Source organism: Macrococcoides goetzii (genome assembly GCF_002742385.2).
GTDB lineage: Bacteria > Bacillota > Bacilli > Staphylococcales > Staphylococcaceae > Macrococcoides > Macrococcoides goetzii.
Genome location: NZ_MJBI02000003.1, coordinates 140,714 through 154,387, shown reverse-complemented (window position 1 = coordinate 154,387; position 13,674 = coordinate 140,714). Strand labels below are relative to the sequence as shown.

Below are 13,674 nucleotides of genomic sequence, written 5' to 3'. Positions count from 1 at the left end.
CATGAGAATAACAGATTTATTAAAAGAATCTACGATTGCAATGGATTTATCGGCTACAACTAAAGATGGTGTTATCGATGAATTAGTTGAGACACTTTATAATGCCGGTGTCTTAAACGATAAACAAGCCTATAAAGAAGCAATACATGCACGTGAAGCACAAAGTACGACAGGTGTTGGAGAAGGTGTGGCAATTCCCCATGCTAAGACGGATGCAGTGGCTCAACCTGCGATTGGTTTCGGTAAATCAATTGAAGGTGTTGATTACGAATCACTTGATGGGCAACCTGCGACATTATTCTTTATGATTGCAGCGCCAGCCGGTGGAGCACAAACACATTTAGATGCATTAGCTAAATTATCAGGCATATTGATGAATGAAGAAGTGCGTGCACAATTATTACATGCAGCAACAGCAGAAGAAGTATTAGAAATTATTGAACAAAATGATGAAGTACAAACAAAAGAAGAAGTAGTATTAGCGCCAACTGGCAATGCTACAAATGACAATTTAGTATTAGCAGTTACAGCATGTCCAACAGGAATTGCGCATACGTATATGGCAGCAGATGCACTTAAAAACCAGGCGAAGAAAATGGGTGTACCGATTAAAGTTGAGACGAATGGTTCTGGTGGTATTAAGAACCGTCTGACTGATGAAGAAATAGCACGTGCTAAAGGAATCATTGTAGCAGCAGACGTTAACGTTGAAACAAATCGTTTCCATGGTAAGAACGTTGTCATGGTACCTGTAGCAGATGGTATTAAACGACCTGAGGAGTTAATCAATATGGCTCAGGATGACACACGTCCATTATTTGAAGCAAAAGGCGGACAAGCGAAATCTTCAGGCAGCAAAGAGAAAAAAGGATTCTATAAACACTTAATGTCAGGTGTATCAAATATGTTACCGTTTGTTGTAGCTGGTGGTATTTTAATGGCACTTGCATTTATGTTCGGTATTACTTCATTTGATCCAAAAGCAGATGACTATCATCCATTTGCTGAAGCATTATGGGCTGTTGGTAACAAATCAGCTTTCGCATTAATGGTACCCATCTTAGCAGGTTTCATCGCTATGAGTATTGCAGACCGTCCAGGTTTAGCACCAGGTATGGTTGGTGGTATGTTAGCGGTAAGTGGTGGTTCAGGATTCTTAGGAGGATTAATTGCAGGTTTCTTAGCAGGTTATTTAGTTGAAGGTATTAAAAAGTTATTAAGTGGTATGCCTCAATCATTAGACGGTTTAAAACCAACATTATTATTCCCATTATTAGGTGTAGCAAGTACTGGATTATTAATGTACTATGTTGTTAATCCACCAGCAAGCTGGTTAAATAAATTAATGGCGGATACATTAAACAGCATGAACGGCACAAACATTGTAATTCTAGGTTTAGTATTAGGTGGTATGATGGCCATCGATATGGGTGGTCCATTTAACAAAGCATCATACGCATTTGGATTTGCAGCAATTGAAGCAGGTAACTATGCGCCGATTACTGCAGCTATGATTGGTGGTATGGTACCACCACTAGCTATCGCATTATCAATGATTATTTTCAAAAATAAATTTACAAAAACTCAAAAAGGTTCATTATTATCAAATATCGTTATGGGATTATCATTTATTACTGAAGGTGCAATTCCGTTCGCAGCAGCTGATCCTGCGCGTGTAATTCCATCAATGATTGCTGGTAGTGCAACAGCAGGCGCACTCGCTATGGCATTTGGATGTCGTGTACCTGCGCCACATGGTGGTATTTTCGTAGTAGGTTTAGATAAAGGTCATTGGCCAATGTTCTTATTAGCATTATTAATTGGTGTTGTTGTGTCAGCAGTGATTTATGGCTTGCTTAAAAAGAAACCAACAGAAGCGGAATTAGAAGAAGAAGCAGAATTAGCATAATTTATAAAAGCATATATTATCTTTAAAAGAACACTTGAATTGACATCAGGTGTTCTTTTTGATTTATAAAACTTTACCATATTTCCTGAGAAATATTGAAAACATTCACAAAAAAATATTTAAAACCGTGGTATAATATAATGATATTAGGGTATATTTAGTATTATTAATTAAAGCTACATAATTAGAGAACGGATGATCGATATGTTATATCATAAAACGTATATAAAAGATGAAAACGCACCTTGGATTACTTTTATCCACGGAGCTGGCGGGAGCTCAACCATTTGGTTTAAACAAATCAGATACTTTCGCAAGGACTATAATATTTTACTCGTAGATTTAAGAGGTCACGGGAAGTCGACAGAAGTTGTATGGAAGAAGACAGATTCATTTAAGACACTTGCTGCAGAGGTAATTGAAGTACTTGATGAATTAAATATTAAAAGTACGCATATCATTAGTTTGAGTTTAGGGACAATCGTTGCTCAGACGATTGCTGATGAATATCCGGATAGAGTACGTTCTCTTGTATTAGGTGGTGCGATTATCAGTCTGGATATTCGTACAAAGTTTTTGTTAATGGTTGGTCGTATTTCAAAGAATTTTATTCCGTATATGCTATTATATAAACTTTTTGCTTATATTATTATGCCTCGTAAAGAGCATGAGGAATCTCGTCTTGCTTTTATCAATGAAGCTAAGAAAATGAGTCAGAAACAATTTGTGAAATGGTTCAGTTTAACGCGACTGATCAATCCATATTTAAGTCATTTACAAGTTTCAACGAAAAAGATTCCAACACTTTTTTTAATGGGTGACGAAGATTATTTATTTATTCCACCTGTACAAAAAGTAGTTGATAACTATTCCAACTTCGGCTTAGAAATTATTAAAGATTCTGGACATGTATGCAATATAGATCAGCCAGAAGCTTTTAATACCTTAAGTCAAAAATTTATCTCTACATATTCGTAAGGATTGTAATACTCCTTTCTCACACAAAGGAGTATTTTTGTGTTAAAATAACCCTAGTCTTTCAATTTTATCTCAGGAGGTGACTACTATTGGGAAGGCCATAAATTTACAGCTTGATACTAACTTCATTCCTTTTAATCTTTTAAAAAATATCAAACAAACATTTGTGACTTCAGTAGTCACTAAACAAAAACCGGAGGTGAATCCCTAGTCATAGGGAATTAATTGGACATACATACCATATCAAATTTATTATTATTTGCTTTATTAATATTACTTACTGCTTTATTCGTTGGATCAGAATTTAGTTTAGTAAAGGTTCGAACGTCACGTATAGATCAACTTGTTAGTGAAGGGAATAGTGCTGCTAAAATTGTACAGCATATGGTCCATCATTTAGATTACTATTTATCTGCATGTCAATTAGGGATTACAGTAACAGCATTAGGTTTAGGTTGGATTGGAGAATCGACATTCGAATCTTTAATTCACCCGGTGCTTCATTTGTTACACATTCCAACTGATATGAGTAAGCCGATTACTGTATTTTTAAGTTTCTTTATCGTTACGTTTATACATGTTGTTATCGGAGAGCTAGCACCGAAAACTTTAGCGATTCAATATGCTGAGAAAATGACATTAGCATTTGCGCGTCCATTGTATTTCTTTGGTTTTATTATGAAGCCACTTATTTGGTCAATGAATGGAACTGCGCGTTTAATCTTACGCATCTTTGGTGTTCAGCCTGCTGATCATGATCAGGCAATGAGTGAAGAAGAGTTAAAGATAATTATGACGCAAAGTTATCAAAGTGGAGAAATCAATCATACTGAACTTGCGTATATGCAAAATATCTTCAGCTTTGATGAACGTTTAGCAAAAGATATTATGGTACCACGTACACAAATGATTACGTTAACACAACCATTTAATATTGATGAATTATTAGAAGTTATTAATGAACATCAATTTACACGTTATCCAATTTCAGAAGATGGTGATAAAGACCATATTATCGGGTTTATTAACGTGAAAGAATTTTTAACGAAATATGCTTCAGGGGATCCTGTACGTATTAAAGATCATATTCATGACCTGCCGCTGATTCATGAAGTAACGCGTATTAGTGATGCACTGATTAAGATGCAGCGCGAGCGTGTACATATCGCATTAGTGATTGATGAATATGGTGGAACAGCTGGTATCTTGACGATGGAAGATATTTTAGAAGAAATCGTTGGTGAAATTCGTGATGAGTTTGACGAAGATGAGGTCAATGATATTATCAAAACTGGTGACAACACTTATCAGATAAATGGTCGTGTATTATTAGATGATATCGAAGAGAAATTTGGCATCGTTTTTGAAGATTCAGAAGATATTGATACGATTGGTGGGTGGATGCAGGCTCAAAATCCAGATATCGATAAAGATGATTATGTTGATACTAAATATGATAAATGGGTTGTATTGGATGCTGAAAACCATCAGATTAAATCTGTTGCATTACACAAAGAATTTAATGCATCTCGTTCAGTAACAGAAGTAGATGAGGACGTTATAGATGAATAATCAAACATTAAAAAGTGTATTTCGATTTTTTGGATTTTTAGAAGGTGGATCACTACTATTGTTAATGGGGATTGCAATGCCATTAAAATATATGGCTGGTAAACCTGAAGTAGTGACAGTAGTAGGATCAATTCATGGATTTTTATTTACGATCTATATTGTGACTTTAGTGTTGATGACGATTAAGGTGAAGTGGAATTTTAAATGGCCACTTGCAGGTTTTATTGTCGCATTTATACCTTTTGGTACATTTATATATGATCACTATTTTGTACGTTCTAAATACTATTAAAGATAAGAGCTGAAATGCTCTTTCTTTTTTTGGAGGCATTTATGATGAGAATCAATAAATTTTTATCTGAAGCAGGCATTTGTTCGAGACGTGGTGCGGATAAATGGATTGAAGCGGGACGCATTAAGATAAACGGTGTGAAAGCTGAACTTGGTAGCAAAGTTTCAGAAAGTGATGTTGTTGAAGTTGATAATAAAGTAGTGACTTTAAATACTGATAAGGGCTATGTTTATATTAAACTCAATAAACCACGTGGTATTACATCTACAACAGAACGTCATATAAAAGGCAATATTGTGGATTTCGTTGGACACGCTGAACGTATATTTCATATTGGGCGTTTAGATAAGGATAGTGAAGGTTTAATATTACTGACGAATGACGGAGATATTGTTAATGAAATTCTGCGTAAAGAAGGGAAACACGAAAAAGAATATATTGTGACAGTAGATAAGCCTATAACAGCGGACTTTATTAAGCAAATGTCTGAAGGTGTTGAAATTTTAGACACAGTAACTTTACCTGCTGTTGTTACAAAAGTGAATGCTAAGACCTTTAAAATTATACTCACGCAAGGACTTAACAGACAGATTCGACGTATGTGTGAAGCGTTAGGATATGAAGTAAAGCAGTTACGTCGACTACGTGTGATGAATATACTAGTTGATGACTTGAAGTTAGGGCAGTGGAAAGATTTAACGGATAGCGAGAAAAATGAACTGTTTGATATGTTAGGATATACACCGAAGCGATAGACGAGGGTGTTTTATGAAGAAAGCAATGTAATATCATTTCTTTCAATAAAGCAAATAATAACTAACTTAAGTTTTACCATCCAAAAAAGCATCCCTCAACCAAGGGATGCTTTTTCAAATATTATAATTCATCAATTAATCACTAAACATATCGAATATACCACCAATACCGCTTTCACCTGTTTGTTTACCTGTCACTGGTGCTGCAGCGAAGATTCTTGATGCAAATCTAGAGAATGGTAAAGATTGAATATACACTGTACCTGGGCCTTGAAGTCTTGCTAAGAAGATACCTTCGCCACCAAATAATTTTGTTTTAAGTCCAGGAACTGTTTGAATATCATAATCAACATCTTTAGACATACCTACAAGACATCCTGTATCGACAAGTAATACTTCCCCAGGTTGTAAATTCTTACGCATGATTGCCCCACCTGCATGAATAAACGCCATACCGTCACCTTGCAAGCGTTGCATAATAAAACCTTCACCACCGAAGAATCCTACACCTAATCTTTTTTGGAATGCGATTCCAACGCTTACACCTTGAGCTGCCGCTAAGAACGCATCTTTTTGACAAATAAATTCCCCATCTACTTCAGATAAATCTATAGGTATGATTTTACCTGGATATGGCGCTGCAAAATATACATGTTCTTTGCCGTGTCCCCGGTTCGTAAATGTTGTCATAAATAAACTTTCACCAGTTAACGTTCGTTTACCTGCCGCAAATAATTTATCCATAAATCCACTGCCACCTGATGAAGAACCATCACCAAAGATAGTTTGCATTTCAATCGATGGATTAATCATCATCATTGATCCAGCTTCTGAAACGACAGTTTCGTTCGGATCTAATTCGATTTCTACATATTGCATATCATCGCCGTAAATCTTGTAATCAATTTCGTGGTTATTCACAATAGTCGCCTCCAATTATATTATTTCACTTTCATTATACAAAACAATTGATTTCTTCGCTTATATAAACCCATAACTTTTGAATAAATAATATGTTAGTCGTACTATTAAGTAAAGGAGTGAATCTTATGACAAAGACTGTGACATTAAACAATGGTATTGAAATGCCAATGTTAGGGCTAGGTGTATACAAAATAACGGATGAAGAGATGCAGGATGCAGTTGACGCTGCAATCAAAGCAGGGTACCGAGCATTTGATACAGCACACTTTTATTTTAATGAAGCGTCTCTTGGTAAAGCATTGAAAAGTAGTGGTGTACCGCGTGAATCTTTATTTGTGACAACTAAACTCTGGAATGATGATCAAGGCTATGAGAATACTAAGAAAGCGTTCAATGATTCTTTAGAGAAGTTAGGACTTGATTATATCGATTTATATTTAATACATTGGCCATGTCCGGATAATGATCTATTTATCGAAAGTTATCAGGCGATGGAAGCGTTATACGCTGAAGGTAAGATAAAATCTTTAGGGGTTGCGAACTTTAAACAACATCACCTGGAAAAATTACTAGCAGTAGCTAAAGTTAAACCTGTAGTCAATCAAATAGAATATCATCCGATATTTAATCAGAAAGATTTACAAGCGTATTGTAAGGCGCAGGATATTTTAGTGACTGCATGGAGTCCGTTAATGCGAGGTGGCGATCTGTTTAATAACGAAGTGTTACAAAGTATCGCAGAACAATATAACAAAACTGTGCCTCAAATTATTTTACGTTGGCATATTGATAGTGGTCGTATCGTTATTCCTAAATCCAGGAATCCTGAAAGAATAGCAGAGAATTATGATATTTTTGATTTCGAATTAAATGAAGCGGATATACAAGCAATTGACACACTAAACAAGAATGAAAGACAGTTTAAAGATCCTGATGTAGTGAATATGGGAGATTTGAAATAATTGCTAATGTTTATTCATATTTTTCATACCTCTTAAATATCGTCATTAAATTGATATATTTAAAGAGGTATTTTATATACATCTTTTAGTACAATAGGTGTTGAGGTGATAATGATGAAATTTAAAAAGCCAAATCAACACGGTGCATGGGCAATGATTATTATGCCGGTATTGTTCGGAATGTTTGCAAGTCAATTTAATGTGTATCAATTATTATTTTTTGCTGCCTGGTTTATGATCTTCTTCTTTATCGATAATGTATTATTTTATGTCAAACAGCGTAAGAAAAATTTTGCCTATATTAAAGGAAGTCTATTATTTTTGACGATTGCTATTGTATTGCTTATTCCAGTTGTTTTATATGATTACCGTATATTATTATTTTTTGCAGCAATGCTTCCGTTTGGAGCGATCAACTTATATTTTGCTTCAAAACGTAATGAACGTCATCTACTCAATGACTTTAGTGCAATTACAATTTTTTCGATTGCGGGATTACTATCATACTTTATCGGAGAAGGGCAATTTGATACAAAGATGATTTATATCTTTTTGATTAGTTTTCTTTATTTTGTAGGAACAACATTTTATGTGAAGACGATGATTCGAGAGAAGAAAAATATTAAATATAAATATATTTCATATAGTTATCATTTAATAGGGCTAATACTTGCATTTATTGTACATCCACTAATAGGTGTCGCATTTATTCCAAGTTTGATGAGAGCAGTCGCGTTTTATGGTAAACAGATGAAACCAATGAAGATCGGGATTGTAGAAATTGCGAATGCAGTATTTATAACTGTCTTTGTTGGAATCTTTATCACACAATATTTAAATTAATGCATAAAAAAAGCCCAAATGGGCTTTTTTTAATTAACGACGTTTGTGCATCATTTGTAAAATGATAGACAGGATAGCGATTAATAATACTGTACCAACTAATGCTGGAATAATATAAACGCCACCGAACTCAGGTCCGAAACCAGGGATAAGTTGTCCACCAATCCATGCGCCAAGTAAACCTGCGATAATGTTACCAATTTTTCCACCTGGGATATCAGTTCCCATAATCATTCCGGCAACCCAACCTACAAGTCCACCGACAATTAACATAATAATTAAGCCCATATGATAAACCTCCTAATAATTTAAGTATAGAATAAAAACATAATAAGCTTTTGCTTATAGTAGTTAATACCCTTACGAAAATTGTATAAACATTTATATGCAATTTATTTAGGTTTCCTTGAATAGGCATGTTTTCTTTATATAGAATATGTATGTTATACCGGTAATAATATAGATGAAACTATAAGGTAGAAATAGCGTGAGTAAGCAATAACTTATTGCAAAAAATATCTCACCTAATTGTTTAGGGTGTTTAATATAACGATATGTATTCATACGATCGATTTGGAACCAGCGTACAGGACGATCGATTTCTGAAAGCTGATACAGAATTAAACCAAGTATAAAAACTGACACACTTAAATATGCACTAGATTGATAGATAGATTGTGGTGATGTTATCAAGATAAATGGTATAGATATATTAAATACTATCGCAAATATAAAATGTATGAAACGATTATGAATATAAATATGATAATGTTCATAATGATAATATCTTAAATAAATATGAACGATGCTTGTCACCATTACAAATAATACAACTGTCTTTGATATAAAGTTACTTGTTCCAATGACAGGATAGTTGATGAGCGTTACAAGCAAACTGCTAAATATGAGTGGTATATAGGAATTTTTTAATTCTTTTTTATAGAAGTATAGAAATAAGGTGCATGTAATGAAAATATTGAGTAATATTACTTTTTCCATCATTTCTACCTCCTTTTTTAGCCACATAAAAGAATTATAACAAGTAAGGCGTTTAATGCATAGATTAAACGCCTTTTTTATTACTCCATAATAATGTATGTAGTTGAGGTAAAACATAGCAATCATTCATCGTATTATCCTGCATTACTTTATCAATTAATGCTTCATATCTAGCGAGTAATTTTTCTGTGTGGTCATTAACAGTTTCATCTAAATATGGATTACCAACCTGTAAGTAAAATTTTATATTCGGATAACGATGATGAATCATCTGTGCAAACTTATAGTCATCATCATTAAAAATTACTATTTTTAACGAGACTTTATTATATTCTAATTGATTGATGACAAAATCGAGTTGATGCATATCCTGCTTCATCTTTGAACTTGGCGGTTTTGGACTTAGGGTCAATTGATCAATATCAGTCATCCATGACTGAAACTTACTCCCTTGTGTTTCAAGTGCAACTTCTATATTATGTGCATGTAATAATTCGACGAGTGTAGCAATATTTTTAATTAATGCAGGATTACCACCGGAAATCGTTACGTGATTAAAGTTATTCGGTGCGAGTTGCTGCAGGCGTTCAAAGATAATATCTGCTGTAAGCATTTCTATGTCGTCTTTTGCGCTACCATCCCATGTAAATTTAGAATCACACCAGTCACATTTAAAGTCACAGCCAGCTGTTCTTACAAACATTGTTTTACGACCAATGACTGCACCTTCACCTTGTATCGTAGGACCAAATATTTCGAGTACTGGTATTTTCATCGTACACCTCTATAAATAACATAGCTTGTTGGTGTTTCACGTAAGAAGACTTGTAATACTTTTGGTGCATGTGGCAGTGTATTTAAATGATTGTCAATCATATCGAATATTGTTTTCGCGACAAGTTCTGTTGATGGCATTTTATCTTTTAACTCGGGTAAATCATTGATTAGAGTATGATCAAAGGTATCATTAATTATTGATTTAATATCTCTGAAATTCACTAAGAATCCCATTTCATCCAAGTGATTGCCAGCGATTGTCACATTGACAAAGTACGTATGTCCGTGCGTTCTGCTGCATACGCCAGCGCGTTCGTCAGGAATATAATGGGCTGCTGAAAAGTTCATATCTTTATTTAATTCGAAAGCATAGGTATGGTTAACTTGAGGATATATCTGTTGCATCATGATAAAACTTCCTTTTCATTTAAATAATCATTGAGTCCTTTGTTACGGAGTTTACAGCTTGGACATTCTCCGCATCCGTCTGCAGGGATCCCTTCATAACAAGTGAGCGTTTTATTTCTAACGTAGTCTAGTTTACCGAGTGCATCAGCAAGTGCCCATGTTTCTTTCTTGTTGAGCCACATCAAAGGTGTGTGAATTTCAAAGTTAACATCCATCGATAAATTTATCGTTACATTTAATGACTTAATAAAGTTATCACGACAGTCAGGATATCCTGAGAAGTCTGTTTCGCACACACCTGTAATAATGTGTTTTGCTTCTATTTGATAGGCCAGTGCTGCTGCAAAGCTCATAAATAATAAATTACGTGCCGGCACAAACGTATTCGGAACATTATTATCATGAGTGATTGCAACATCATGATTTGTTAAAGCATTAGGTGACAGCTGAGATAACAATGACATATCTAATATATGGTGTTTTATGCCTTGCTCATTTGCAATTTGTTTAGCGATATCAATTTCTAGAGCATGTCGTTGACCATAATTAAATGTTACAACTTCAACATCACTATATCTTTCCATCGCCCAGAATAGACAAGTTGTACTATCTTGGCCACCACTGAATACGACAAGTGCTTTGTTGCTGTTTAATTGTTTTTCCATTATCATTCCTCTTTTCAATAAAAAAAGACACCTTCCCCTAGCAAGATGTCAAACTAGTTTTTTATAGAGGGTATGTGCTAGGAACCTCTTATTAAATTTCGTTTCTCATTATAACATATTAAAGATATAATAAAATCATTAAATTAATAAACGAAAATTAATAAAGCATTTTACATTAAAATAATAAATGAGGCATTTAAATGATACTTATGATTGATCATCACGATTCGTTTACATATAATATTGTGCATTACATAGAGCAGTTAGATGAAAATGTCGTGACAAAAACAATAGATGAAATCACTATAGAAGATATAAGAAAAATAAATCCATCGCATATTATTTTATCTCCTGGACCAGGTCATCCTAGAGATGCGAAATTGGCGCATGACATTTTAGATAAATTTGGTGGAACAATACCCATACTTGGTGTCTGTTTAGGGTTTCAGGTTATTATGATGCATTATAATAATGTAATAAAGCAATTAAGACCGGTACACGGCCATCAGGTAGATATCTTTCATGATGGTAATATGATTTTTAAAGACATTGCTTCACCTACAAAAGTAGCTAGATATCACTCGTTAGGACAAAAGGGAAAAGTAGAATTACCGCTTAAAAAGACTGCCTGGACAGAAGATAATATTATTATGGGCGTACGTCATGAAGCGTTACCGATATATGGTATTCAGTTTCATCCGGAATCGATTCTTACAACCGATGGATTAAAGATGTTAGCATCATTCATTAAAGGAGATATATATGAAAGCTGAAATTAACTTTAAATATATTGCTGAAGAAGATAGGAACTATCATTTTAAGTTCGAGCAACCATCGAAAGTGGTCGTTGTTAATGATGCAGATAAAGTTGAAGCAGCGCTGCATGAAGCGGAAACAAGTGGATATATTGTACTTGTTGTAATGAAATATGAAGCGAGTAGACTGTTCGATCCTTTGCTTAATACAAAAGATAGCGATCAGTTAATAAAATTATATTATTTCAATCGTGAGCGTGTGATAAATAAGTCTTTCAATGAAGGGGCACCAAATATAACCCTTGATTTTCAATTTATGCATGATAAAGCACATATCATAAATCAGATTGAAGCTATTCAGCAGGAAATCAGATTAGGCAATACGTATCAGGTGAATTACACGACAAGATTGCTGGCCAAGAATAATAAACACAATCTTTATCACGTATACGAAAAGCTCTCAAAACAGCATGGTGATTATACTGCATATATTGAAGATGACACACAAACAATCGTCAGCATCTCTCCAGAACTTTTCTTTCAGTATGATTTCAACACAAAAGAGGTTCTGACGAAACCGATGAAGGGTACGATGCCAACGGACAGCAATCCAGCAAAAGACATACAAAACTTTCAGTTTTTAAAAGACTCAGTCAAAGATAGAGCTGAAAATGTGATGATTGTCGACTTATTACGCAATGATTTGAGTAAAATCGCAAAGAAAGGTAGTGTAAAGGTACCACATCTCTTTACGATTGAGCGATTTAAATCGGTCTACCAAATGACTTCAACAATCACTGCTACATTAGAAGACAAAGGTTTATATGATATCATGAAAGCATTGTTTCCGTGTGGTTCGATCACAGGAGCACCGAAACAGTCTACGATGAACATTATCAATCGTCTTGAAGACACAGAACGTTCAGTATATTGCGGCACAATTGGTTTAATCGTACCAAATGAAGTTGCAATCTTTAACGTACCGATTAGAACGCTTGAATATAAGCATAATGAGGAAGTAGTGACGTATGGCGTCGGTGGAGGAATCACAATTGATTCGAATCCTGAACTTGAGTATGACGAAATGGTGGCCAAGTCCAAAATACTAGATTATATCCGTGATACAAGCGTAACTTTACCAGATGATTTCCATCTTATTGAAACGATGCGTGTTGAATGTGGAGAAATTAAAAGAAAAGCGTATCATAAAGCTCGATTGATGAAAGCATTAAATCATTTTGAAATTGATTATGATGAAAATAAACTGGATAGTCTTTTTGATTCAACCTTTCAGGATATAAATGAAGATCAACCTTTTATGTTGCGAATAACAGTTGATTGTAATGGTAATATTTCTTCATCAATTAAATCCATCGGCACATTTAATCATAAAGCAGCATTACGTTTGATGCATTTTAATAAAAAAGCGTTCCATCAAAATAAAACGTCCGTGCGTAGTCAATATGCATCTGATGGCTTAACATTATTTCATGATGGTAAATATCTACTTGAGTTTAATATAGGAAATGCAATTATCGAAAGTGATGGGATGTACTACACCCCAAAGCATGACTACATACTGAATGGGTGTATGAGAAGTGCGCTACTGGATCGTGGTGAAGTGAAAGAAGCGGAAATTGAATTAGCAACTTTTATTGAAAAGTATCGTGCTGGAGATGTTAAATTATATATGATTAATAGCTTAAGAGAATGGGTTCAGGTAGCATTACAATTAAAATAATATATTCCTGGTTTATTAATACACTCAAAAGCGTTATAATAAATGCTATTAAAGTGTAAAATCCGAAAAATAGGTGAAGCGAATGATGAATTTC

Annotated in this window: 15 protein-coding genes; 9 read left to right on the top strand and 6 right to left on the bottom strand. The window is 34.3% G+C overall.

The annotated features are described in order from the left end of the window. Position 1: 1 nt before the first annotated feature. From BFS35_RS08710 to BFS35_RS08690, 5 genes are all read left to right on the top strand, one after another. On the top strand, positions 2–1,909 hold the full coding sequence (locus BFS35_RS08710) for a PTS fructose transporter subunit IIABC (protein ID WP_099580227.1): 1,908 nt from the start codon (positions 2–4) through the stop codon (positions 1,907–1,909). Between the two features lie 204 nt (positions 1,910–2,113). Further along, entirely contained in the window at positions 2,114–2,887 is a 774-nt protein-coding gene (locus tag BFS35_RS08705) for an alpha/beta fold hydrolase (protein WP_099580497.1), read from the top strand. 225 nt (positions 2,888–3,112) lie between these two features. Beyond that, positions 3,113–4,459 carry a hemolysin family protein gene (locus BFS35_RS08700; RefSeq protein WP_099580228.1) on the top strand — a complete coding sequence of 449 codons (1,347 nt, stop codon included), beginning with the start codon at positions 3,113–3,115 and terminating at the stop codon, positions 4,457–4,459. Further along, positions 4,452–4,751, top strand: a complete 300-nt coding sequence (locus BFS35_RS08695; RefSeq protein WP_099580230.1) for a DUF3817 domain-containing protein — start codon at positions 4,452–4,454, stop codon at positions 4,749–4,751. The genes BFS35_RS08700 and BFS35_RS08695 overlap by 8 nt, the downstream gene beginning before the upstream one ends. A 44-nt stretch (positions 4,752–4,795) precedes the next feature. After that, a complete protein-coding gene (locus tag BFS35_RS08690) occupies positions 4,796–5,506 on the top strand; it encodes a pseudouridine synthase (protein WP_099580232.1) in 711 nt (236 codons plus the stop codon). 135 nt (positions 5,507–5,641) lie between these two features. On the opposite strand, the gene BFS35_RS08685 is transcribed toward BFS35_RS08690, so the two are convergent. After that, entirely contained in the window at positions 5,642–6,427 is a 786-nt protein-coding gene (locus tag BFS35_RS08685) for a TIGR00266 family protein (RefSeq protein ID WP_099580233.1), read from the bottom strand. A 128-nt stretch (positions 6,428–6,555) separates the two neighbouring features. On the opposite strand from BFS35_RS08685, the gene BFS35_RS08680 reads away from it, so the two are divergent. Both BFS35_RS08680 and BFS35_RS08675 read left to right on the top strand, forming a co-directional pair. Continuing rightward, a complete protein-coding gene (locus tag BFS35_RS08680; protein ID WP_099580235.1) occupies positions 6,556–7,392 on the top strand; it encodes an aldo/keto reductase in 837 nt (278 codons plus the stop codon). Positions 7,393–7,503: 111 nt separating this feature from the next. After that, the gene (locus tag BFS35_RS08675) at positions 7,504–8,235 is read left to right on the top strand and encodes a YwiC-like family protein (protein WP_099580238.1); all 732 of its coding nucleotides are present in this window, start codon (positions 7,504–7,506) and stop codon (positions 8,233–8,235) included. A 33-nt stretch (positions 8,236–8,268) separates the two neighbouring features. Here BFS35_RS08675 and BFS35_RS08670 read toward each other — a convergent pair whose 3' ends face one another. From BFS35_RS08670 to queC, 5 genes are all read right to left on the bottom strand, one after another. Continuing rightward, a complete protein-coding gene (locus BFS35_RS08670) occupies positions 8,269–8,523 on the bottom strand; it encodes a GlsB/YeaQ/YmgE family stress response membrane protein (protein WP_099580240.1) in 255 nt (84 codons plus the stop codon). A 108-nt stretch (positions 8,524–8,631) separates the two neighbouring features. Next, complete coding sequence (locus tag BFS35_RS08665) at positions 8,632–9,237, bottom strand: hypothetical protein (protein WP_158554286.1); 606 nt, start codon at positions 9,235–9,237, stop codon at positions 8,632–8,634. Between the two features lie 61 nt (positions 9,238–9,298). Beyond that, positions 9,299–10,009 (bottom strand): 7-carboxy-7-deazaguanine synthase QueE, encoded by a 711-nt coding sequence (queE, locus tag BFS35_RS08660; protein WP_099580244.1) that lies wholly within the window; start codon positions 10,007–10,009, stop codon positions 9,299–9,301. Then, on the bottom strand, positions 10,006–10,416 hold the full coding sequence (gene queD, locus BFS35_RS08655) for a 6-carboxytetrahydropterin synthase QueD (RefSeq protein WP_205757157.1): 411 nt from the start codon (positions 10,414–10,416) through the stop codon (positions 10,006–10,008). Before queD ends, queE begins: the two co-directional genes overlap by 4 nt. Then, positions 10,416–11,084, bottom strand: a complete 669-nt coding sequence (gene queC, locus BFS35_RS08650) for a 7-cyano-7-deazaguanine synthase QueC (RefSeq protein ID WP_099580248.1) — start codon at positions 11,082–11,084, stop codon at positions 10,416–10,418. The genes queD and queC overlap by 1 nt, the downstream gene beginning before the upstream one ends. A gap of 200 nt (positions 11,085–11,284) precedes the next feature. Between queC and BFS35_RS08645 the strand changes: the two genes are divergently transcribed. Further along, complete coding sequence (locus BFS35_RS08645; RefSeq protein WP_099580250.1) at positions 11,285–11,857, top strand: anthranilate synthase component II; 573 nt, start codon at positions 11,285–11,287, stop codon at positions 11,855–11,857. After that, a complete protein-coding gene (locus BFS35_RS08640; RefSeq protein ID WP_117945998.1) occupies positions 11,847–13,580 on the top strand; it encodes a bifunctional chorismate-binding protein/class IV aminotransferase in 1,734 nt (577 codons plus the stop codon). The genes BFS35_RS08645 and BFS35_RS08640 overlap by 11 nt, the downstream gene beginning before the upstream one ends. Positions 13,581–13,674 lie beyond the last annotated feature (94 nt).

Bases quoted from the DNA above. Each gene is read 5' to 3' on its own strand.
- BFS35_RS08710 (WP_099580227.1), top strand. From the start codon at position 2: ATGAGAATAACAGATTTATTAAAAGAATCTACGATTGCAATGGATTTA.
- BFS35_RS08705 (WP_099580497.1), top strand. From the start codon at position 2,114: ATGTTATATCATAAAACGTATATAAAAGATGAAAACGCACCTTGGATT.
- BFS35_RS08695 (WP_099580230.1), top strand. From the start codon at position 4,452: ATGAATAATCAAACATTAAAAAGTGTATTTCGATTTTTTGGATTTTTA.
- BFS35_RS08690 (WP_099580232.1), top strand. From the start codon at position 4,796: ATGAGAATCAATAAATTTTTATCTGAAGCAGGCATTTGTTCGAGACGT.
- BFS35_RS08680 (WP_099580235.1), top strand. From the start codon at position 6,556: ATGACAAAGACTGTGACATTAAACAATGGTATTGAAATGCCAATGTTA.
- BFS35_RS08675 (WP_099580238.1), top strand. From the start codon at position 7,504: ATGATGAAATTTAAAAAGCCAAATCAACACGGTGCATGGGCAATGATT.
- BFS35_RS08670 (WP_099580240.1), bottom strand. From the start codon at position 8,523: ATGGGCTTAATTATTATGTTAATTGTCGGTGGACTTGTAGGTTGGGTT.
- BFS35_RS08665 (WP_158554286.1), bottom strand. From the start codon at position 9,237: ATGATGGAAAAAGTAATATTACTCAATATTTTCATTACATGCACCTTA.
- queE (WP_099580244.1), bottom strand. From the start codon at position 10,009: ATGAAAATACCAGTACTCGAAATATTTGGTCCTACGATACAAGGTGAA.
- queD (WP_205757157.1), bottom strand. From the start codon at position 10,416: ATGCAACAGATATATCCTCAAGTTAACCATACCTATGCTTTCGAATTA.
- queC (WP_099580248.1), bottom strand. From the start codon at position 11,084: ATGGAAAAACAATTAAACAGCAACAAAGCACTTGTCGTATTCAGTGGT.
- BFS35_RS08645 (WP_099580250.1), top strand. From the start codon at position 11,285: ATGATACTTATGATTGATCATCACGATTCGTTTACATATAATATTGTG.
- BFS35_RS08640 (WP_117945998.1), top strand. From the start codon at position 11,847: ATGAAAGCTGAAATTAACTTTAAATATATTGCTGAAGAAGATAGGAAC.